General features: G+C 59.5%; 20 protein-coding genes. 8 read left to right on the forward strand and 12 right to left on the reverse strand.

Annotation, left to right across the window (positions count from 1 at the left end; genetic code table 11):
- Window positions 1–104: 104 nt before the first annotated feature.
- The 6 genes from rodA to QVZ43_RS15165 form a co-directional block, all read right to left on the reverse strand.
- Window positions 105–1247, reverse strand: coding sequence for a rod shape-determining protein RodA (gene rodA, locus QVZ43_RS15140; protein ID WP_223792732.1), 1143 nt, complete (start codon window positions 1245–1247; stop codon window positions 105–107).
- On the reverse strand, window positions 1234–3138 hold the full coding sequence (mrdA, locus tag QVZ43_RS15145) for a penicillin-binding protein 2 (RefSeq protein WP_302910595.1): 1905 nt from the start codon (window positions 3136–3138) through the stop codon (window positions 1234–1236). The genes rodA and mrdA overlap by 14 nt, the downstream gene beginning before the upstream one ends.
- 9 nt (window positions 3139–3147) lie before the next feature.
- Window positions 3148–3618 carry a 23S rRNA (pseudouridine(1915)-N(3))-methyltransferase RlmH gene (gene rlmH, locus QVZ43_RS15150; RefSeq protein WP_302910596.1) on the reverse strand — a complete coding sequence of 157 codons (471 nt, stop codon included), beginning with the start codon at window positions 3616–3618 and terminating at the stop codon, window positions 3148–3150.
- Window positions 3619–3620: 2 nt separating this feature from the next.
- Window positions 3621–3971, reverse strand: coding sequence for a ribosome silencing factor (gene rsfS, locus QVZ43_RS15155; RefSeq protein WP_223792729.1), 351 nt, complete (start codon window positions 3969–3971; stop codon window positions 3621–3623).
- 69 nt (window positions 3972–4040) lie between these two features.
- Entirely contained in the window at window positions 4041–4691 is a 651-nt protein-coding gene (gene nadD / locus QVZ43_RS15160) for a nicotinate-nucleotide adenylyltransferase (protein WP_302910597.1), read from the reverse strand.
- A 5-nt stretch (window positions 4692–4696) separates the two neighbouring features.
- Complete coding sequence (locus QVZ43_RS15165) at window positions 4697–5950, reverse strand: glutamate-5-semialdehyde dehydrogenase (protein WP_302910598.1); 1254 nt, start codon at window positions 5948–5950, stop codon at window positions 4697–4699.
- A 138-nt stretch (window positions 5951–6088) separates the two neighbouring features.
- Here QVZ43_RS15165 and QVZ43_RS15170 point away from each other — a divergent pair, with 138 nt between their 5' ends.
- The 3 genes from QVZ43_RS15170 to QVZ43_RS15180 are packed head-to-tail and all read left to right on the forward strand — an operon-like array spanning window position 6089 to window position 9548.
- Entirely contained in the window at window positions 6089–7105 is a 1017-nt protein-coding gene (locus QVZ43_RS15170; RefSeq protein WP_302910599.1) for a GGDEF domain-containing protein, read from the forward strand.
- Window positions 7105–8103 (forward strand): GGDEF domain-containing protein, encoded by a 999-nt coding sequence (locus QVZ43_RS15175; protein ID WP_302910600.1) that lies wholly within the window; start codon window positions 7105–7107, stop codon window positions 8101–8103. Before QVZ43_RS15170 ends, QVZ43_RS15175 begins: the two co-directional genes overlap by 1 nt.
- Window positions 8100–9548 carry a bifunctional DedA family/phosphatase PAP2 family protein gene (locus QVZ43_RS15180; RefSeq protein WP_302910601.1) on the forward strand — a complete coding sequence of 483 codons (1449 nt, stop codon included), beginning with the start codon at window positions 8100–8102 and terminating at the stop codon, window positions 9546–9548. The genes QVZ43_RS15175 and QVZ43_RS15180 overlap by 4 nt, the downstream gene beginning before the upstream one ends.
- Window positions 9549–9559: 11 nt before the next feature.
- Here the strand turns inward: QVZ43_RS15180 and QVZ43_RS15185 are convergent, their stop codons facing one another.
- Together QVZ43_RS15185 and QVZ43_RS15190 are read right to left on the reverse strand one after the other, a co-directional pair.
- Complete coding sequence (locus QVZ43_RS15185) at window positions 9560–10138, reverse strand: LON peptidase substrate-binding domain-containing protein (protein ID WP_223792723.1); 579 nt, start codon at window positions 10136–10138, stop codon at window positions 9560–9562.
- Window positions 10139–10177: 39 nt separating this feature from the next.
- Window positions 10178–11461, reverse strand: a complete 1284-nt coding sequence (locus QVZ43_RS15190) for an HDOD domain-containing protein (protein WP_338140900.1) — start codon at window positions 11459–11461, stop codon at window positions 10178–10180.
- A gap of 142 nt (window positions 11462–11603) precedes the next feature.
- On the opposite strand from QVZ43_RS15190, the gene ilvD reads away from it, so the two are divergent.
- On the forward strand, window positions 11604–13439 hold the full coding sequence (ilvD, locus tag QVZ43_RS15195; protein ID WP_223792722.1) for a dihydroxy-acid dehydratase: 1836 nt from the start codon (window positions 11604–11606) through the stop codon (window positions 13437–13439).
- A gap of 59 nt (window positions 13440–13498) precedes the next feature.
- Here ilvD and QVZ43_RS15200 read toward each other — a convergent pair whose 3' ends face one another.
- Both QVZ43_RS15200 and QVZ43_RS15205 read right to left on the reverse strand, forming a co-directional pair.
- Window positions 13499–13915, reverse strand: coding sequence for a peptidoglycan-binding domain-containing protein (locus QVZ43_RS15200; protein ID WP_302910602.1), 417 nt, complete (start codon window positions 13913–13915; stop codon window positions 13499–13501).
- Window positions 13916–14031: 116 nt separating this feature from the next.
- Window positions 14032–15132 carry an AI-2E family transporter gene (locus QVZ43_RS15205; RefSeq protein WP_302910603.1) on the reverse strand — a complete coding sequence of 367 codons (1101 nt, stop codon included), beginning with the start codon at window positions 15130–15132 and terminating at the stop codon, window positions 14032–14034.
- Between the two features lie 161 nt (window positions 15133–15293).
- On the opposite strand from QVZ43_RS15205, the gene QVZ43_RS15210 reads away from it, so the two are divergent.
- The 3 genes from QVZ43_RS15210 (at window position 15294) to QVZ43_RS15220 (ending at window position 17014) form a co-directional block, all read left to right on the forward strand.
- Window positions 15294–15638, forward strand: coding sequence for a hypothetical protein (locus QVZ43_RS15210; protein WP_302910604.1), 345 nt, complete (start codon window positions 15294–15296; stop codon window positions 15636–15638).
- Between the two features lie 76 nt (window positions 15639–15714).
- Window positions 15715–15966: a hypothetical protein gene (locus tag QVZ43_RS15215; protein WP_223792718.1), complete on the forward strand. Its 252-nt coding sequence runs from the start codon at window positions 15715–15717 to the stop codon at window positions 15964–15966.
- Between the two features lie 148 nt (window positions 15967–16114).
- Entirely contained in the window at window positions 16115–17014 is a 900-nt protein-coding gene (locus QVZ43_RS15220; RefSeq protein ID WP_223792717.1) for a haloalkane dehalogenase, read from the forward strand.
- Between the two features lie 20 nt (window positions 17015–17034).
- Here the strand turns inward: QVZ43_RS15220 and QVZ43_RS15225 are convergent, their stop codons facing one another.
- Window positions 17035–17823: an acyl-CoA thioesterase gene (locus QVZ43_RS15225; protein WP_302910605.1), complete on the reverse strand. Its 789-nt coding sequence runs from the start codon at window positions 17821–17823 to the stop codon at window positions 17035–17037.
- Between the two features lie 194 nt (window positions 17824–18017).
- Between QVZ43_RS15225 and QVZ43_RS15230 the strand changes: the two genes are divergently transcribed.
- A complete protein-coding gene (locus tag QVZ43_RS15230) occupies window positions 18018–19538 on the forward strand; it encodes a DEAD/DEAH box helicase (protein WP_223792715.1) in 1521 nt (506 codons plus the stop codon).
- On the opposite strand, the gene QVZ43_RS15235 is transcribed toward QVZ43_RS15230, so the two are convergent.
- The gene (locus QVZ43_RS15235) at window positions 19535–20044 is read right to left on the reverse strand and encodes a dihydrofolate reductase (protein WP_302910606.1); all 510 of its coding nucleotides are present in this window, start codon (window positions 20042–20044) and stop codon (window positions 19535–19537) included. The two genes, QVZ43_RS15230 and QVZ43_RS15235, sit on opposite strands and share 4 nt — an antisense overlap.
- Window positions 20045–20140 lie beyond the last annotated feature (96 nt).

The following is a 20140-nucleotide window of genomic DNA, read 5'->3' on the forward strand; positions in this document are numbered from 1 at the left end:
CTTGTTATTCGCCAGATCAATGCCGCTACTGGACTTGCTTCTACATTGTAACGGGTTATATCTCAGATTCACCATTACCCTGCCGCCACGATTACCTCGCAGGTTCAGGCAGTAATCATTCTTCGGTGTGTCTGGATGGACATGAGAACACCAAAGGCCGCCATCAGCGTCACGCCCGACGTCCCCCCGTAACTGATCAGTGGCAGAGGCACGCCGACCACCGGCAGCAGCCCACTCACCATGCCTACATTGACGAAAATGTAAATAAAGAAGGTCATGGTCAGGGCACCGGCCAGCAACCGGCTGAAGGAATCCTGCGCGGTCACGGAGATGTACAGGCAGCGCAGGATAATCAGGAAATACAGAATCATGAGTACGGTCACCCCGATGAACCCGAACTCTTCCGCCAACACCGCCACGATGAAATCCGTATGGCTCTCCGGCAGGAACTCCAGGTGAGACTGGGTGCCCTGCAGCCAGCCTTTGCCCTCGATGCCACCGGACCCGATGGCGGTTTTCGACTGAATGATATTCCAGCCCGCGCCGAGCGGATCACTCTGGGGGTCAAGCAAGGTCAGCACCCGCTGCTTCTGGTACTCACGCATGACGAAGAACCACATGGCCGGCGCAGACACGCCCACCAGCGCCGCGAATGCAGCAATGAGCTTCCAGCTGATGCCGGCAAAGAACACCACGAAAATGCCGGCCATGCCCACCAGCAACGAGGTACCAAGGTCCGGCTGCTGCATGATCATCACCATCGGCACCAGCACAATCGCCAGACCGACGAATACATGCCGGTTACGAGGGGGTAAATAGTGCCGTGACAAATACCAGGCCGCCATCATCGGAACCACCAGCTTCATGATTTCCGATGGCTGGAACCGGGGCAGCCCCGGCAGTGCCAGCCAGCGCTGGGCGCCCTTGGCACCCACCCCCACCAGCAGGACGGCGATCAGGGCGCCGACCCCCGCAATGTAGAGCCACGGCGCCCAGCGCCGGAACACCGCCGGGTCAAGCTGAGCGAAAACGAGCATGACGACAAAAGCCACCCCCAGACGAATGCCCTGCGCCTTGACGACATCGATGTTCCTGTCAGCTCCGCTGTACAGGATAAACAACCCGCCACAGACCAGTGCGGTCAACAGGAACAGCAGGAGCGGATCAAGATGCAAGGCCGCCCAGATGCCTCGCGGACGCCCCAGCCCGCCGTTTCCGGCAGAATCTACAAGATCATTCGCTGCCATCGTTTACTCCCTGGGATCGTACATCACTCACCAGCGACTCTGGCTGCTGGCCAAACTCCAGCAGCCAGGCATCAAAAAGCTCTCGGGCAACCGGTGCGGCCGTGCTGCTGCCTCCGCCGCCGTTCTCTACAATGACGGCTACGGCAATCTTTGGATTGTCAACCGGTGCAAAGCCCACGAACAGGGCATGGTCTCGCAGACGCTCCCTGATTTCCTCGGCATCGTATTCTTCATCTTCTGCCAGACTGAACACCTGAGCAGTCCCGGTTTTTCCGGCCATACGATAGGACGAATCCGCTCCGGCTTTGCGTGCGGTGCCCTTGCGACCGTGCATGACCTCCTCCATGGTCCTGACGACAAACTCCCAGTCATCCGGGTTATCCAGTTTCAGCGGCTCGTGGGTTTGTTCCGGCAGATACGTCTCCACCGGCGTATCGCCCTCGATATCCCGCAGAAGCCGCGGCTCAGACCAGATGCCACGATTAGCAATCAACGACGTGGCGGTTGCCAGCTGCAGAGGGGTCGCCAGCATGAAGCCCTGACCTATCCCCAGGTTGACCGAGTCCCCCGGATACCAGGGCTCATTACGCATGGCCCGTTTCCAGTCCCGGGAAGGCAGCAAACCACTGAGCGCCCCGGAAACATCCAGTGCGGCGTCTTCCCCGAAGCCAAAGTGGGACAGGTAGCTGTGCATGGTATCCACGCCCATTTTCACAGCCACCTCATAGAAATAGATATCGCAGGACTCCGCCATGGCATCCATCAGGTCGACCCAGCCATGACCACCGCGCTTCCAGTCGCGATACCGGCGCCCGCTCTCGTTCAGACGGAAGTAACCCGGGTCCCAGATGGTGTAATCCCGGGTAGTTACGTCACTGTCCAGTGCGGCAATCGCCAGCATCGGTTTGAGGGTGGAACCCGGCGGGTATTGCCCTCGCAAGGCTCTGTTGAACAGTGGCTTGTCCCTGCTCTCGCTCAGGGCCCGGTAATCTTTGACACTGATACCGGTCACAAATTTATTGGCGTCGAAGCCCGGCACGCTGGCCAGCGCGAGGATTCCCCCGGTCTCCGGCTCAATGGCCACGATGGCACCACGCCGGCCATCCAGAAGTTCGTGAGCCCGTTGTTGCAATCGCAGGTCCAGATGCAGTTTCAGGTCTTCACCCGGCACCGGATTTTCCCGCTCAAGCACCCGGAGCGTCCGCCCTCGTGCGTTGGTTTCTACGTGCTGGTAGCCCACCTGACCGTGGAGAATTTCCTCGTAGAAGCGTTCAATCCCGGATTTGCCGATGTAGTTGGTGCCGGCGTAATTGACCGGGTCAATGCGCTGAAGCTCGTCCCGATTAATGCGGCCGACGAAGCCCAGGGCATGGGCCGTCAGTTCGCTGTGTGGGTAGTAGCGGACCAGCTCTGCCTTGACCTCTACCCCCGGCAGCTCGTGTCGGTGCACCGCCAGACGGGCGATTTCCCCGTCAGTGAGATCGTAGCGGAGCGGGATTTCCTGGAACGGCCGACGAGGCTCGCGAAGCCGGCGTTCGAATCGCTCCAGATCCTCTTCGGACACATCGAGAATGTTACCCAGGTTGGCGATGGTTTCGTCCATGCCGTCAACCCGCTCTGGCACCAGGGTTACGCTGAATACGGGCCGGTTTTCGGCCAACAGAATGCCGTTACGATCGTAGATCAGGCCACGGGGAGGCGGAACCGACTGTACTTGCACCCGGTTCTTGTCGGAAAGCGTGGTGTAGATATCGTGTTCGATTACCTGCAGCTGGTACATACGGGCCAACAGCCCTGTCAGGCAAACGAACACCAGCGTCAGCATGACCATGGTACGACGCTGGAAAAGGCGTCGCTCTGCGGCGGTATCCTTGAATTCACCCCACGGCATGATAACGTCCTAGGCCCGGTGATAAGGATGGTTGCGGGTGATCGACCAGGCCCGGTACAGCTGTTCGGCCACCACAATACGAACCAGGGGATGAGGCAGGGTTAGCGGCGAAAGTGACCATTGCTGATCGGCCCGTTGGCGACAGGCGTCGGCCAAACCGTCCGGCCCGCCAACAAAGAAACTGACGTCCCGACCATCCTGCTGCCAGTTTTCCAGCTGACTGGCCAGTTTTTCAGTGGTCCACGGACGGCCGCCTACCTCCAGTGCAACCACCCGGTCTTTCGGACCAGCGGCGGCCAGAAGGGCGTCACTTTCCTTTTGCATCAGTCTGGGGATATCCGGGTTTTTGCCTCGGTGGGCCATAGGAACCTCCACCAGTTCCAGAGGCAGCTCCGGCGGCATCCTGCGGGCGTAATCGCTATACCCCGTACTGACCCAGTCGGGCATCTTCTGCCCCACGCAGATCAGACGTAAACGCATGCTTATTCGCTGCCCGCAGCACCCAGGTCCGGAGCATCTCGCCAGAAGCGCTCCAGATCGTAGAATTCCCGCGTTGCGGGCATCATGACGTGGACAACAACATCCCCGAGGTCGACCAGAATCCAGTCGCTGGTGGCACCGCCCTCAACGTTGCTGGCTCGTACGCCTTCTTCCTTGGCGTCCGCGACCACTGAGTCGGCCAGAGATTTTACATGACGGTTAGACGTTCCGGATGCCAGAACCATGAAGTCGGTAACGCTGGTACGGTCACGGACATCAATCACACTGACATCCTGTGCTTTTACTTCTTCAAGTGCGTTAACGACGAGATCTTTCAGCTGCTCTGCGTGCATAATCACCCTGTTAGACGGGACCTGCCGGAATGGCATCCCCATAAGCCCTATTCAGACGCGATTGTAGCACTAAAAGTTCCTGTCGGGGCACGCACTGTACAGTCCCTGAGCACGAATCTCCCGCCAGACCGATTCAGGAAGTAAATAACGAGGTGATCGACCGTCGCCAATGCGTGCGCGTATGTCGGTGGCCGAAATGTCCAGCAACGGCAGGTCGAGCGCCAGCAGTCTCCCGCACGGCCGGTCATACAACGCGTCAGGCGCAGACACGCCCCGTTCCGCCAGCAGCCGGGCCGGCTCACCATGCGCATCCAACTGGTAGCCGGGCCGCCGAACAATAATGATGTGGGCAAGCTCGGGGATCGCCCGCCACTCCCGCCAGCGGTCAAAGCCGGCAAACGCATCGGTACCGACGATGATCGCCAGCGGCGTGTCCTGCCCTCGCTCCGCACGCAATTGGCGCAGGGTGTCCGCCGTGTAGGACGCCCCACCCCGCCGTAGCTCGCGATCATCCACGACCAACTGAGGCTCACCATCGACTGCCAGCTCCAGCAGGCGCAAACGTTGCTCGGAAGAGGCGCCTGTCCCGCCACGGTGTGGTGGGATATGGCAGGGCATCAGATGGACTTGTTCACCACCGAGCCGATCACTCACCTCCAGCGCCATGCGCAGGTGACCATGATGCACGGGATCAAAGGTGCCGCCGTATACGAGATGCATGGAGATCAGGTCCGGATGTGGCCGTCCCCGAAGACCACGTATTTCTGGGAAGTCAGTCCCTCAAGCCCAACCGGGCCGCGGGCATGGATCTTGTCCGTCGAAATCCCGATCTCGGCACCCAGGCCATACTCGAACCCATCCGCAAAGCGAGTGGACGCGTTTACCATCACCGACGCGGAATCCACCTCGGTCAGGAACCGGCGCGCCCGGGTATAGTTCTCAGTGATAATGCTGTCCGTATGCTGGGAGCTGTAGCGATTGATGTGCTCGATCGCGCCATCCAGCCCGTCCACCACCCGAACGGCCAGGATTGGCGCCAGATATTCGGCTTCCCAGTCGCCTTCCACCGCCACACTGGCCTCAATCACTCCCCGGGTCCGGTCACAGCCTCTCAACTCCACACCTTTGGCCACAAACTCGGACGCCAGCATCGGCAAGATATCCTTGGCGATTTCCGCATCCACCAACAGGGTCTCCATGGTGTTACAAGTGCCGTAACGCTGGGTCTTGGCATTGACCGCTACACGAATCGCCTTTTCCGGATCGGCATGGCTGTCGATGTACACGTGACAGACACCATCCAGGTGCTTGATCACCGGCACTTTGGCGTCCCGGCTGATACGCTCGATCAGCCCCTTGCCACCCCGGGGTACGATCACATCCACATGCTCCGGCATGGTAATAAGCTCACCCACGGCAGCCCGGTCTGTGGTCTTGATCACCTGCACCGCGGTTTCCGGCAGGCCGGCCTCCGCAAGGCCCTTAGCCAGGCATTGAGCAATAGCCTGGTTGGAATGAATGGATTCGGAGCCACCGCGCAGGATGGCCGCATTGCCAGATTTCAGGCACAGACTGGCGGCTTCCACCGTCACGTTCGGGCGTGATTCGTAGATGATGCCGATAACCCCAAGCGGCACGCGCATTTTGCCAACCTGAATTCCGGAGGGGCGGTAGGTCATGTCGGTAATTTCGCCCACCGGATCCGGCAGCGTCGCGACCTGGCGCAACCCCTCGATCATGGTGTCGATGCGCTCCGGGGTCAGTTCCAGCCGGTCGAGCATGGCTTTGTCCAGTCCACGCTGTTCGCCGTCTCGCAAGTCCTTTGCGTTGGCCTCAGCCAGCTCACTGCGGGCTGCATCCAGCTCGTTCGCAGTTGCCAGCAGGGCGTGGTTCCGCACCGCGGTGGTGGAACGAGCCACCTCGCTTGCCGCCGCACGGGCCTGCTGCCCGATTTCGGCCATGTAAGCTGCTATATCCATTCAATTACCTTCACGTTTTCGAGCAGAATTCAGTAATAAGAGCTAACTTTACCTTGCCCGATTCAAGTACGCACCCTAAACGGATATGATAGCGACGCAGCAATGCCAACACGTCAGGGAGCAGAGAGGAAGGACACCATGGCCCAACTGGCCGAAAAATTCCTGTTGAGCAGATTGTCCCGCGCCGGTTTCGTGGCTCTGATCGCCATTGGCGTACTTGGTTTTACCCTGGGGAAGCCTGTAACCGCCGTCGCAGCGATTGCCGGAGCCGGCATTGTCATCTGCTCCAGGACCTTCCGTCTCAATCGAAAGAACGCACCCTGGCCCCGTATCCAGCAGGTTCTCTACTTTGCTTTCCTGGGTTTGCTGATCGCCAGCCTGTGGACCGGCCCCTGGGAGCTCAGGCACTGGATTTACGGTCTGCCACTGCTGACCTTCGCGCTGCTCCCGATCGGCATCGCCGCACTGATCAGTCTTCTGGTACTGGCCGTGGTGATCGTTACTCTGCCACTGGCTGAAGGCGAGCCGGAGCGACACCAGATGATCAGTGCCTTCCTGCTAACGCTGCTGCTCTCCGCTCTGCTGGTTTTCCTCAGGGAATACAAGGCCCGCCAGCTGGTGCCTCTGCGCCGGACCGACGAACTGACTCAGGCCGCCAGCCGGGAATACCTGTCCGCTGACCTGCACAAGGAGATTCAGCGCAGTGAGCGCGAGGGCATCGACATGTCCATCATCATGATTGGTCTCGATACTCATCTGACCGATCAGGCCCCCCCGGACAAGGACATCCGTTCCATCCTGCCACGCATTGGCCGCTACCTGCACTCACAGCTCCGGGATTTTGACACCTACTACCGGGTGGCCGATCTCCAGTTCCTGATTATCCTTCCGGGTGTGCCTACAGCGGATGCCATTGCCCGCTCGGACACCATCCGAAAAGGCCTGAACACACTTCTGGAGTCCTACTCACTGAAACTCACCGTCAGCGCCGGGATCGCCGGGCTGAACATTGGTGACGATGCCGACAGCCTGCAACAGAGCGCCGCCAACGCCCTGCGCCGAGCCCAGCAACAAGGTGGCGACCGCACCCAGGCTTACAGCGCCTGGAGTCAGGCGGCGCCTTCCGGACCGGCTTCTGCGGAGGGGACCGCCTGATGACCGAAACGCAACTTCGCACCTGTACCCACGGCATCGGTTACGGTCTCGCCACCCTCTTTATTTTCATGCTGGCCCTGCAGAACCTGCGTTACGGGTTTTACGAGCTGTTTTACCTGGCGGCGACGCTGGCAGGCCTTACCCTGATTGGCCTCGCCTACACGATCCTGTGTCGTCAGCGCCAGCTGTCGGCCAAGGGGCACCTGCTGCTTCTGATTGGACTGAACAGCGGTCTGCTTGCGGCCCTTGTCACCTTGGACAACGCCGGCATCATCCACTGGGCCATGCCCCTGCTGGTGCTCAACCTCCTGATACTGCCTCTGCGACAGGGGGTCTCCTTGTCACTGCTGCTTCTGCTTCCGGCCTCCGCCATCTTGCTGTTCGAAGGCCCACTGATAGACGCCATTACCCGCATTGCGGGCCTTTTCATTCTGCTGACAGCAGCCGCACTTTACATCTGGCACTACGACCATATGGCGCAATCCGCAGAAGATCTGGCGATCACCGATCCCGTAACCGGCGCCCACAACGCACGCTTCCTGGACGAGTCGCTGCAAAAAGAAATCAGCCGCGCCATCGCCACCGGTCATCCGCTGTCGGTGATTAATCTCAGCATTGATTATGTTGACGAACTGGTGGACCTGCATGGTAGGAACAGCCTGCAGACGCTCTACCAGGACATGACCGGACAATTGTTCACGGTGATTCGTGCCGGCGACACACTGTACACATTGAACGACACCGAGTTCTTCCTGATTCTTCCGTTCACGCCGGAAGAAGGGGTTCGGGTCATCGCCGAACGAATTCGCCGGACCATCTCCGAACACCACTGGCCTGACATTGGCAAGGCCACCGTTTCGATTGGCTGCACAACCCGAGGCAATGGCGACACCCGCACCGACGCCCTTCGCAATCGCGCCAACCAGGCCATGCTCAATGCCAGGAAACGGGGTTCTGATTCGGTCTGGTTCAGCGCGGGAGAGACCGTTACGGCATGAACGACGGCTGGCTAAGCGAGCTGTCCGCCTGGCTGACCCTGCACCCCGGCTGGCTGGCCCTCGCGCTGTTCCTGACCGCCTTTATTGAATCCCTGGCCATCGCCGGTGTCATTGTGCCCGGCGTCGCCATCCTCTTTGCCTTTGCAGCGCTGGCAGGCCAGATCGAAATGCCTCTGATACAGGCGCTGATCTGGGCCGGACTCGGCGCAATCGCAGGCGATGTTCTGAGCTTTGCCATCGGACGCAAACTGCAGGGCAGATTACATACCGTCTGGCCATTCAGCCGTTATCCCGCGCTGATCTCCAAGGGTGAATCCTTTTTCCTCGAGCACGGCGGCAAGAGCGTGGTGATCGGTCGGTTTGTCGGGCCGGTGCGACCTGTCATCCCGTTGGTGGCTGGCACTCTCAGCATGCCTTGGCAACGCTTCCTCACCTTCAATATTTTTTCCGCCGTCGGTTGGGCCCCGGTGTACATTTTGCCCGGGTTTATGGTGGGCAGTGCGCTCGCGAGCGAGATCAGACCGCCTGCCCACTTTTACCTGGTGGTGGGCATCAGCCTCGCCGCCGTAGCGGTGGTCTACCTGCTGCTGATCCAGTTCCAGCTTGGCCTCACGGATGGCGGACGACTCTATCACTGGTTGGAAGATAAGATGGGAAAGTACGACGCCACTCATCGTTTCTGGCGCCTGTACACCAACCACCGCCCTGCCCGCGCCGGGGAGTTTCCTCTGGCCTCACTGATCCTCGCAGTGGGTGCAGCGGGGCTGCTGCTGATCTGGGGACAACTCGCCACCCAGACCGACGCTCTGATTCCGTTCGACCAGCAGGCCCTGCACTGGTTTGAACAACTCCGACAGCCGCTCCTGGAGGGGCCGGCCATCGCCGCCACCATGCTGGGGGATGCTCCCGTGCTGCTGACTGGCGCCGGCCTGATCTGCCTGACCCTGGTATTTCGGGGGTATTATGCCGCAGCGCTGCATGTGGCCTTTGCTGCCTTACTGACCTTTGTTCTGGTCTGGCTGCTGAAATCATCCCTTGGCATTGTCCGCCCCGAAACCGTCGCCAACCCACCGGACTCGGGGGCCTTCCCGAGCGGCCACAGCGCTGGCATCACTGTATTCGTCACACTGCTGGCCAGCTTCGTCGCCGCTGAAAGCCGACCGGGAAAGCGCTGGCAGGTGTATGTGCTGTGCTCACTACCACTGATCCCCGTCGCACTCAGCCGACTGTACCTCGGGGTGCACTGGTTTACGGACATCATCGGGGGGATTTTACTGGGGCTGGCCGTCACCGGCGCGGTAAGAGCCAGTTACAGCCGCTATGATCGGATTCACCTGTCGCCAGACCTGTCGATGACGCTGGCAACACTCGTCTGGGCCGGGTTCACAATCAGCTACATGATCACGAACTGGCCGGTCGCACAGGCCAGCTTCCAGCCACTCTGACCGGCATGTGACTACCCCTCTTCCAGGGCTTCCAGCAACTCCTGAAGCCGACTGAGGCGTTCAAGCGGGTCCTGCAACTCCACCAGTCGCTGTTTTTCCTGCTTATCAAACGGCAGCAACTCGGTCAGTCGCCATCCTACCTGCCGGGCATCTCCGTAATCGACGTCCATTTCCAGGTCACGCACTACCGGATGCCTGAAAAGCGCCCGGAGTACTGAGGGCAGCTCCCCAAACCGCTCCGGCACATCGCTGTCTGCCTCGTCGAGCAACATTTCCACATCACCGATATTCAGGCCATCTTCCTGCTGCCAGCTGCGCACGACCGTGACCTTGGCAACACCCTCGGCAGTGATACCCAACAGGCCATTGTCCAGTTGCTGGAAGTCGATGATCCGGACATAGGTGCCAATATCGTAAAAGGCCGCAGCGGAATCCGTTTCCCTGCCATCCCGAAGCAAGACCACGACAAATCCGCGATCTTCCTTTAAACAACGGGTCAGCATGTCGATGTAGCGGGGTTCAAAAAGCTGTAAAGGTATCCTGCCCTTGGGAAGCACGATGGAGTTCAGCGGAAAGAGAGGTACATTCATAGTTACAGTGGGCCCCGTCGGCGACCAGACATAAAAGAATTAGCGTATGGACAGCAGTTGCTGCACATCTTCAACACGAGCCCGTGCCTCCGTCAGTAGCTGGAGACTTTTCGAGGCATTGAGTCCCAGTGCTCCAAGTCTGCGGTAGGCAGGTACTTCGGTGAAGGGTGGCAGCTGGGCACCCTGATGCGAGCCAATCATCGAGTGCATCTGCGCGACAATAACGACATCCACCAACTGGGGGGACTCTTCCCTGCATTCGAACTGCCAATCCTCAGCATGCCGGGCGGATTCGACAAACGCTGACGGAAACGACCAGCTCTCCAGCACTGAGGCACCCACATCACCGCGAAGTTCCCGGACTACCTTGGCGAGCAGCGATTCCTCTTTACACAGATTAGCATGCCGTTCGGAGTGAACCAGTACCGGGACCGAGCCAATATCGTGCAACAGTCCAGCAAGCATGGCCTCTTCCGGATTCAGCCCGGCGATCTGGTCCGCCAGCACCCAACACAGCGCGGCAACTTCCCGGGAGTGTCGCCAGAGTTGCTCCATGGCAGATTTCAAAGCAGGGGGCTGCGCCGTGGATACCTCACGCATGGCGAAAACCGTTACCAGCTGACGTGTCGTTGGCATGCCGAGGCGGAGCACTGCGCCCCGGACGCTCGTCACCTCACTGAACCCGCGGTAAAGAGGGCTGTTGCAGGCCCGAATCAGCTTGGCTGCAATGGCGGGATCCGCAGAGATGGCTTGGATCACTGCCTCCGGCGAGGAGTTATCATCATCCACCACCCGACAGATCTTCCAGGCCACATCGGGAAGACTGGGTACCGTTACCTGATTGGCCCGGAGCTCGCTATAAAAAGACATGAGCAGCGCGTGTTCACGGTCTTCATCCATTACCGCCACCTCATGCGAACCGCCGTCAGGCCGAGCCAGTGGCGCTTCCTGCAACAACTGAGTCAACATGCGTCCCTCAACAGACACGATCTCGCAGGGCGCGGCAGCAATGACATCATAAAGCCGGGGCTGTAGCCGGGCGATAGGTGCGGCAGCCTCGGGCGAATGGGCGTCAACCAGGGTTTTCTGACCGCCGCCGGCCAACAGCTCCACCATGCCTTTCAGCAGGAACAGCTGTTTGCCGTCCCGTCCACCCCGCTCCGCCAGCTTCTGACCAGCTCCAAACTGCCGGTGCTCAACCCGACTGGCCAATAGCACCAGCTGGTCATCACTGAGCCGGGCCAGCGGCCCGAACTCCCTGAGCCGAGGGAGCAAGCCATCTTCTGCGGCCATCGGCGACGTTATGCTCCGACCCTCGGTCATTTTTAGCTACTCCCGTTGAAACTTTTCAAGAAATGCCGCCCCTCAAAACATCCATGCGAAGGGATTCTAATCTGGTATTCTTCATTTTTGCACAATGCCTTACGATAACGTCCAACTGAAATAAAAGAGAGATCACAGCACCATGCCACAGTATCGATCGCGGACATCCACTGCCGGCCGCAACATGGCCGGCGCCCGAGCCCTCTGGCGCGCCACCGGCATGAAAAACGAGGACTTCGGCAAACCCATTATTGCGGTTGCCAACTCCTTTACCCAGTTCGTGCCGGGCCACGTCCACCTGAAGGACCTGGGCCAACTGGTGTGCCGCGAAATTGAGGCCGCCGGCGGCGTTGCCAAAGAGTTCAACACCATCGCCGTGGACGATGGCATCGCCATGGGCCACGACGGCATGCTCTATTCCCTGCCCTCCCGCGAGATCATCGCCGACTCGGTGGAGTATATGGCGAACGCTCACTGCGCCGACGCTCTGGTATGCATTTCCAACTGTGACAAGATCACCCCGGGCATGCTGATGGCCGCCATGCGCCTGAACATCCCCACCATATTCGTTTCTGGCGGCCCGATGGAAGCCGGCAAGACCAAGCTCTCTGAACACAAGCTGGATCTGGTAGACGCCATGGTGATTGCCGCCGACCCCAGTGCCGACGACGAAACCGTGGCCGAATACGAGCGCAGCGCGTGCCCAACCTGCGGCTCCTGTTCCGGCATGTTTACTGCCAACTCAATGAACTGCCTGACCGAGGCCATTGGCCTGGCCCTGCCGGGTAACGGCTCCATGCTGGCTACCCACGCCGACCGGGAACAACTTTTCCTGAAAGCCGGACGTCAGATTGTGGAGAATACCCGCCGCTATTACGAGGAGGACGATGCCAGCGTGCTGCCACGCAGCATTGCCTCCATGGCCGCGTTTGAAAACGCCATGACCCTCGACATCGCCATGGGCGGCTCCACCAACACCATCCTGCACCTGCTGGCAGCCGCCCAGGAAGGCCTGGTGCCGTTTACCCTGAACGAAATCGACCAGCTTTCCCGACGCGTGCCCCAACTGAGCAAGGTGGCCCCCAACTCACCGAAATACCACATGGAAGACGTGCATCGTGCCGGCGGCATCATGGGTATCCTCGGCGAACTGGAGCGGGGCGGACTGATCAACACGGACCTGCCCACCGTCCACAGCAAGACACTGAAAGAGGCACTGGATACCTGGGACATCATGCGCTCCCCGTCTGCCGAGGTGGTGGAATTCTACAAGGCAGGCCCGGCCGGCATCCCGACCCAGACCGCCTTCAGCCAAAGCACCCGCTGGCCCAGCCTCGATGGTGACAGGGAGAACGGCTGCATCCGCTCCGTGGAACATGCGTACTCCTCCGAAGGCGGCCTGGCCGTGCTCTACGGCAACATTGCCCTGGACGGCTGCGTGGTCAAAACCGCCGGCGTGGACGAAAGCATCTTTGTCTTTGAAGGTTCCGCCCGCGTGTTCGAGAGCCAGGACTCTGCGGTGGCCGGCATTCTCAGCGATGAAGTCAAGCCCGGCGAGGTGGTTATCATCCGTTACGAAGGCCCCAAAGGTGGTCCGGGCATGCAGGAAATGCTGTACCCGACCAGTTACCTGAAATCCAAGGGCCTGGGTAAACAGTGTGCGCTGCTGACCGACGGTCGTTTTTCAGGAGGCACCTCGGGCTTGTCCATCGGGCACGCCTCGCCGGAAGCCGCTGCCGGCGGCGCCATTGGTCTGATTGAAAACGGCGACCGCATTCGCATTGACATCCCCAACCGCTCCATCAATGTGCTTCTGGATCAAAGCGAGCTGGATCGTCGCCGCGAGGCGCGGGACACCAGAGGCTGGAAACCAGAACTGGCTCGGGACCGCAAGGTATCTGCAGCACTCAAAGCCTATGCCTTGCTTGCCACCAGCGCAGACAAAGGCGCGGTTCGGGACCTGAGCAAACTGGACTAACCATCCAGGCACAAAAAAGCCCGCCAAACCGGCGGGCTTTTTGCGTCAGGCGGGGCGGTTTACCACAGTGACCAGCCGTCGTCCTCGTCTTCTTTGGCAGCGTCTTTGGCCGCTTTTGTGTCGGCAGTTTTGGTTGTTTCAGCCGATGCGGAGGCCTGTTCGGTCTTGGCCGGCGCGCTGCTTGTGCTGGCCGCAGCAGCAACCTGAACAGATACGATACCCAGCGCTTTCTTGGTGGCGTCATCAATCGCACCGGTGACGGCAATACCGCTGTCCATCTGGAATTTCTTGAGCGCCGCCTTGGTGGCGTCGTCCATTGTCGGGCTTACGTTTGCGATGCTGTATCCTGCGCCGTAAAGAGCGTTTTTCAGTGCAACGGTTTCATCTGCGGCAAATGCTGCGGGCGCCAACCCGAGCATTGCAGCTGCGCCCACCGCAACCGCCATACGGCTCATAGGATTGATTGTTTTTTTCATGCTACTCACCTGCATACTCCTGATATCTCACCGATACCCATTCTTTATTGTTGTGTGGTGCCGATCTCCACAGGCTGGGGCAAAGTGTGAACATCGTATCACACTTTACAAGAAGTTCATCTTGGACCGGATTCAGCATCACCCGGCTCACCGGCTGACGGTTCCTCAGCCTCTGAGTCCTGCCCAAACTCACGAATGAATATTCCCCAGAAGGCCATGAAAAGGGCAGCGACCAGCGGCCCCATGACAAACCCGTTCACCCCGAACATAACGATTCCTCCCAGGGTCGACAACAAGACAATGTAATCGGGAAGTTTCGTATCTCGTCCGACCAGCACAGGGCGTAACAAATTGTCTGCCAGACCGATGACGACAACACCGAATACCGTCAGTACCACCGCCTGCACAACATCACCAACGGCCGCCAGATACACTGCCGCCGGCACCCAGACCAGCGCCGCCCCGACCGCCGGCAGCAGCGACACGACGGCCATCACCACACCCCAGAGCAGCGCTCCACTGATCCCAAGAACCCAGAAAATGAGACCACCAAGTGCGCCCTGAATGATGGCGATCAGCAGGTTGCCTTTCACCGTCGCCCGGGTTACCTCGGCAAACTTGGCAAACAGCAGGCGTTCACGCTCATCGCCCAGCGGCAAGGCCCGGATAATCAGCTCCACCAGCTTGTCGCCATCCCGCAGAAGGAAAAACGCGAGATACACCATCAAGGCAAGTCCCAGGAAAAACTGGAAGGTGTTCTGTCCCACGCCAATGGCCTGCTTGGCCAGGAACTGGCTACCGCCGACAAACAGGCTGACGGCACGATCACGAAGTTCAGCGAAATCAACGCCGAAAGGCGCCAGGAAGGCTTCGATCGCAGGGAAAGAATCGTTGACCTGATCGATGTACTCACCGGGCCGAATTTCCCCACTCTGGATCCGCTGATACAGCCCCACTCCCTCGGCAATCAGGGAGGTCACCAGCACCAACACCGGAATCACCACGATCACCATGCAGCAAACCAGGGTAATCAAGGCATTGAGGTTCGGTCGGTCGCCAAGCTTACGGATCAGTAATTGCTGCACCGGATGAAAAATGAGTGCGATCGCAACAGCCCAGAAAATGGGACCAAAGAACGGCTTCATCAACAGGACAAAAGCCAGCGACACCCCAACTAGCAGGGCCAGAAAAGTCCGTGTTTCCAGTTTTGCGTACATACGGTCGCGATTCCCTTACCAACGAAACGATCGAAAATAGAGGACGGCAAAGGTGAGTGATACCTGCCGTCGGGCCTAGCGTATCATGGTGGCATGGCCATGACAGACCACTTCGGGTTATAGTGGTCGGCTGTTGATTGATATTTAAACAGGCTGTTCTGGTGGAATTGGAGCAATTTACCGAAGAGACGGCCCTGGAGGCCGCGACTGAACTTCGCCGGGTTCTGGCTGCCCGCACTCACCGCCGCAAGGTGATGGGGCAAGAAGTCGTTGTTCCTGGCCAGCTGGGCGAAGCCCTGCAGCTGCCACGCACCATCAACCGTTTACAAAGCAAACAACAAAAACAGCGGGAACTGGGTCTGAGCGAATTCCAGGAGTTGTGGCCAACCCTGTCGCCATCCACCCGAAAAAAAGTACTGGGCGGCATAGGCTGGTACGACCCGAAGGAACTGGATTGGGACGACAAGCGCTCCAATCGCCGGCCGGTTGTCGACCCCAGCAACTAACGCGTCTTTCATCCCGCAGACTTTAAACTTTCACATCCTGTCCATACTGTGAAATAAACAGGAGGATTTTATGACTATGAACGAACAACAAATCTTTACCGCGGTCGCCGCTGAAAACAGCGCCGTCCCGACGCTTTTGTGTGGACATTGCCACTCCACGCTATCAAGGGCAAAAATTTTCCGAACCGAACGCGATACCGCCGCGCCCGGTATTGATTGCCAGACAATTGGCTACTGCTCAGCAGACGATTGCGGTGCCGTTAACTGCTGTGACGAGGCCATGAGTGCCTTCGAAAATTGTGACCAACTACTCGGCCTTGCCAGCTGAATCAAAGCGGCAACGCACTGTTACGCAAGTCAAACACATAAACCCCCTATCTGAATTATCCTTCCTTTCTACGATTGCCCCCGGAGGCTTTTAACCGTTAACCGGCCTCCGGCAATCTCGCAACCAATCAGTCAGGACAGTCGATGGCATGCGTATTCTGAGAACCGATGAAGGCCGCTTTGCGGACCTCCCGGACTACCCGTTTGCGCCAAATTATCTGGATGTGGCTCCGAACCTCAGGATGCATTATGTCGACGAGGGTCCGGCCGATGCGTCTCCGGTTTTGATGCTGCACGGTGAGCCGTCCTGGTCTTACCTGTACCGGCATATGATTCCGCTGGTTGCCAATGCCGGCCACCGGGTACTTGCGCCCGATCTGATTGGTTTCGGCAAATCCGACAAGCCCGCCTCGGTGGATGATTACAGCTACGACCGGCACATGACCTGGCTGGTGAACTGGTTGGATCAGCTGGAACTGAGCAACATTACGCTGGTATGCCAGAACTGGGGCTCACTGCTCGGATTGAGACTGGCGGCGGAAAACCCGCGCCGGTTCGACCGGATCATCGTTGGCAACGGCATGCTGCCTACCGGTGAAAACCGCGTGACCACCACCTTCACGCTCTGGAAGACCTTTGCCACCCACAGCCCCTGGCTGCCCATCGGGCGGGTGGTTCAACTGGGGACCGACCGGATGCTGTCGAAAGGCGAACTGGCGGCATACGAAGCGCCGTTCCCGTCGGCGGAATACAAGGCCGGCGCCCGGGCTTTCCCCAGGCTGGTACCGGTTTCCAGTGACGACCCATCCAGTGCGGCGAACCGCGAAGCCTGGCGGGCCCTGGAGAAATGGCGCAAGCCCTTCATCACCTGCTTCAGCAGCGGCGACCCGATTACCCGGGGCAGTGATCGCTACATGCAACGTCGCATTCCAGGTGCCTATGGCCAACCGCACACCACACTTCGCGGCGGCCACTTCCTGCAAGAAGATTCACCAAGGGAATTCGCCAGCATCATCACCGATGCACTGAAATCCCAGAGGGCGGCCTGAACAGCCGCCCTTGCTGGGCTTCAGCCGAACACAGTTACCGTCTGGCGGCTGAGCGCCACCAGTTCACCACTGGCGGTCCAGATGCCGGCATGGGTGTGGCCATACCCTGCTCCCGCCTGGTCAATGCCGGCTTTGTACAACAGCCAGTCACCGGACTTTATCTCGGGCCGGGGATGCAGGATATCCAGTGCCCAACTCAGGGAGCTTGCCGGCGCAGGCCCTTTCAGATGCGGCAACAGTGCCGGCGGCCAGGCATCCACCAGTGCCACGATATGAGCATCCTCGAGTGATAGGGGTTCATCCCGGAATTGCATCCAGCCGCCCATTTCTCGTCCGCCCTTGCCACTGAGCGGCATGTGCCCGAACGCCCAGCGCATCTCAATGTGCTGGGTGAACGCCGGTGTCACGCCCTCGATATAGGGCAAGGCCTGACACTGTTCAACAGGGGTTGCCTTGGGCGCAGGCAGGGCATCCACCTGCACCGCGGATTCACGATCTCCGCCAAAGCTGGCCAGACATACCAGCCGGGGCTCACCGTTCTGGACAATTCGCCCCTGAACCTGGGTCACAGCCCGCCCCTCTCGCAATACCTCTGCCTCGCAGCGGGCTGGCACACCTGGCGCCACAGGACCCACAAAAGACGTCTGCAAAGAACGCATGGCACGGCCCTCGCCGACCAGCGCGGCCATGCGTTCAAAGACCAGCGCCGCAAGGAGGCCACCAAAGCTTGCCCGCCCTTGCCCCCAGCTTCCGGGAATAACCACCTCGTTGTCTGAGCGCACCGCCGCAAGCAATTGATCAAACGTCATCGGAAACCCCATTAGCAAGCTATCAAAACCGAGAGACTGCCCCACCCGGCGCCTAAAATCAACGTTCGGGCACCGGCAACTACCTACAGTGCACCGGCTTCCTCACATATCAAACCAGCGCTAAAGCGACTATACTTCGTTCACGCCATGCATTGCCTGTCAATGCGTTACCCTTCCGAATTCCGAGTGAATCAATGTCAGATATTTCCTTCGCCGAGCTGGGTCTTGACCCGGCAGTGCTTGAAGCCGTAACCGAAGTGGGCTACGAAAAGCCTTCGCCCATTCAGGCTCAATCCATTCCAGCGTTGCTGGCCGGCAACCATCTCCTGGGCGTCGCCCAGACCGGCACCGGAAAAACCGCCGCGTTCGCCCTGCCACTGCTCAGCCGCATTGACGCCACGAGCCGTGATCCCCAGTTGCTGGTCCTGGCCCCCACACGGGAACTGGCCATTCAGGTAGCAGAAGCCTTCACCACCTATGCCAGCAAGTTCAGCCAGTTCCACGTTCTGCCCATTTACGGTGGCCAGGACTTCCAGCCCCAGATCCGCGGCCTGAAGCGTGGCGCCCAGGTTATCGTGGGCACGCCGGGCCGGATGCTGGATCACCTGCGCAAGGGCACTCTCAAGCTGGACAAGCTCAAGGCGCTGGTGCTGGACGAAGCTGACGAGATGCTTCGAATGGGCTTCATTGATGACGTTGAGGCCATCCTCGCGAAAACACCGGATAACTGTCAGCGGGCGCTGTTCTCAGCAACCATGCCGCCGCCGATCAAGAAAGTGGCCCAGACCTACCTGCGGGATGCCACTGAAGTAAAAATTGAAAGCGAAACCCGCACCGTCGAGCGCATTGCGCAGTACGTGCTGCCGGTCTACGCCGAGCGGAAGCTGGACGCCCTTACCCGGATTCTGGAAGTGGAGCCGTTCGACGCGTCCATCATCTTTGTCCGCACCAAGGCGGAAACCACGCTGCTGGCTGAAAAGCTGTCGGCACGGGGTCACGGCGTCGCACCGCTCAATGGCGATCTGAACCAACGCCAGCGTGAACAGACCGTCGAAGATCTCAAGCGGGGCAAAAAAGACATCATTATCGCCACCGATGTGGCAGCCCGTGGCCTCGATGTACCCCGGATCACCCACGTTATCAACTACGACGTGCCTTACGATACCGAGGCCTACATCCACCGCGTTGGACGTACCGGCCGTGCCGGTCGAACCGGCAAAGCCATTCTGCTGGTCACCCCGCGGGAGCGCAGCTGGCTGAGGACCCTGGAGCGAGCCACCAACTCGCCCATGCAGAGCTATGAACTGCCATCGCCCAAAGAACTTCTGGAAATGCGCGAGCAGCAGTTCGAAACCCAGCTGATGGGTTTTGCCGAAGACGCCAAGCTGGCCAAGGCCATTGCTCTGATGGACGACATTGCCGAGCGTAACAACATGGACATGGCCATGGTGGCTGGCGCACTGGCCTGCTGGATGGAAACAGCTCAGCCAGGCTCCCTGCCACTGGAGCAACCCGAAGCACTGCCGGTGGTATCCAGCAAGCCGCCCCGTCGGGACGGTAAAGGCGGACGTCCGGGTGGTGATCGCCGCAAGGGTGGTTTCAAAAAGGGCGGCCCCAGAGGCCAGGGACGTGATGGCGGGCGTGGAAAGCCGCCCGGGAAGGGAGGCAGTCGAAGCGGCAAGCCGGCGGGCAAGCGCCCGCCTCGTAAGGCCTAAGACCGACGCTGGTAAACGACGAAGCTGTAGTCGTAGGGATTGTTGTCGGACGCGGAGAAATCCTCCCGTCCGATTTCCTCCCAGCCATCCCAGTTCACTTCCGGGAAGAACGCATCCCCTTCAACATCCGCGTGCACCTGGGTGATGTACATCCGGTCCACCTGAGGCAGAGCTTCGGCATAAATCTGCCCTCCTCCAATAATCATCACTTCATCCACGCCATCCAGTTGGGCCTGAGCACCGGCTTTCAACAGCGCCTCTTCCAGCGACGCCACACGCACAGTTCCTGCCGGTGCCGGCCAGTCATCCTGGCGCGTAATGATCAGGTTCATACGGCCGGGCAAGGGTCGACCAATGGAATCCCAGGTCTTGCGCCCCATGATGATCGGCTTACCCATGGTAGCCTGTTTGAAGTAGCGCAGATCACCCGGGAGATACCAGGGCAGCTTGTTGTTGCGGCCGATGACCCGGTTCTGGGACATAGCAACGATGAGGGCTTTCCTCATTTCAAAACCTCTTGCTTTCGAATTAGCGAGCACCAGATAGCGCTGCTCGAAACACGCTCGAACACATCCTTGTGACGCTTGAGCTACGCCATCCCT

Source organism: Marinobacter suaedae (genome assembly GCF_030519635.1).
Classification (GTDB): Bacteria; Pseudomonadota; Gammaproteobacteria; order Pseudomonadales; family Oleiphilaceae; genus Marinobacter; species Marinobacter suaedae.

Excerpts from the sequence above, each read along its gene's own strand:
- rodA (WP_223792732.1), bottom strand. The coding sequence starts at position 1,247 with ATGGCAGCGAATGATCTTGTAGATTCTGCCGGAAACGGCGGGCTGGGG.
- mrdA (WP_302910595.1), bottom strand. The coding sequence starts at position 3,138 with ATGCCGTGGGGTGAATTCAAGGATACCGCCGCAGAGCGACGCCTTTTC.
- rlmH (WP_302910596.1), bottom strand. The coding sequence starts at position 3,618 with ATGCGTTTACGTCTGATCTGCGTGGGGCAGAAGATGCCCGACTGGGTC.
- rsfS (WP_223792729.1), bottom strand. The coding sequence starts at position 3,971 with ATGCACGCAGAGCAGCTGAAAGATCTCGTCGTTAACGCACTTGAAGAA.
- nadD (WP_302910597.1), bottom strand. The coding sequence starts at position 4,691 with ATGCATCTCGTATACGGCGGCACCTTTGATCCCGTGCATCATGGTCAC.
- QVZ43_RS15165 (WP_302910598.1), bottom strand. The coding sequence starts at position 5,950 with ATGGATATAGCAGCTTACATGGCCGAAATCGGGCAGCAGGCCCGTGCG.
- QVZ43_RS15170 (WP_302910599.1), top strand. The coding sequence starts at position 6,089 with ATGGCCCAACTGGCCGAAAAATTCCTGTTGAGCAGATTGTCCCGCGCC.
- QVZ43_RS15175 (WP_302910600.1), top strand. The coding sequence starts at position 7,105 with ATGACCGAAACGCAACTTCGCACCTGTACCCACGGCATCGGTTACGGT.
- QVZ43_RS15180 (WP_302910601.1), top strand. The coding sequence starts at position 8,100 with ATGAACGACGGCTGGCTAAGCGAGCTGTCCGCCTGGCTGACCCTGCAC.
- QVZ43_RS15185 (WP_223792723.1), bottom strand. The coding sequence starts at position 10,138 with ATGAATGTACCTCTCTTTCCGCTGAACTCCATCGTGCTTCCCAAGGGC.
- QVZ43_RS15190 (WP_338140900.1), bottom strand. The coding sequence starts at position 11,461 with ATGACCGAGGGTCGGAGCATAACGTCGCCGATGGCCGCAGAAGATGGC.
- ilvD (WP_223792722.1), top strand. The coding sequence starts at position 11,604 with ATGCCACAGTATCGATCGCGGACATCCACTGCCGGCCGCAACATGGCC.
- QVZ43_RS15200 (WP_302910602.1), bottom strand. The coding sequence starts at position 13,915 with ATGAAAAAAACAATCAATCCTATGAGCCGTATGGCGGTTGCGGTGGGC.
- QVZ43_RS15205 (WP_302910603.1), bottom strand. The coding sequence starts at position 15,132 with ATGTACGCAAAACTGGAAACACGGACTTTTCTGGCCCTGCTAGTTGGG.
- QVZ43_RS15215 (WP_223792718.1), top strand. The coding sequence starts at position 15,715 with ATGAACGAACAACAAATCTTTACCGCGGTCGCCGCTGAAAACAGCGCC.
- QVZ43_RS15220 (WP_223792717.1), top strand. The coding sequence starts at position 16,115 with ATGCGTATTCTGAGAACCGATGAAGGCCGCTTTGCGGACCTCCCGGAC.
- QVZ43_RS15225 (WP_302910605.1), bottom strand. The coding sequence starts at position 17,823 with ATGACGTTTGATCAATTGCTTGCGGCGGTGCGCTCAGACAACGAGGTG.
- QVZ43_RS15230 (WP_223792715.1), top strand. The coding sequence starts at position 18,018 with ATGTCAGATATTTCCTTCGCCGAGCTGGGTCTTGACCCGGCAGTGCTT.
- QVZ43_RS15235 (WP_302910606.1), bottom strand. The coding sequence starts at position 20,044 with ATGAGGAAAGCCCTCATCGTTGCTATGTCCCAGAACCGGGTCATCGGC.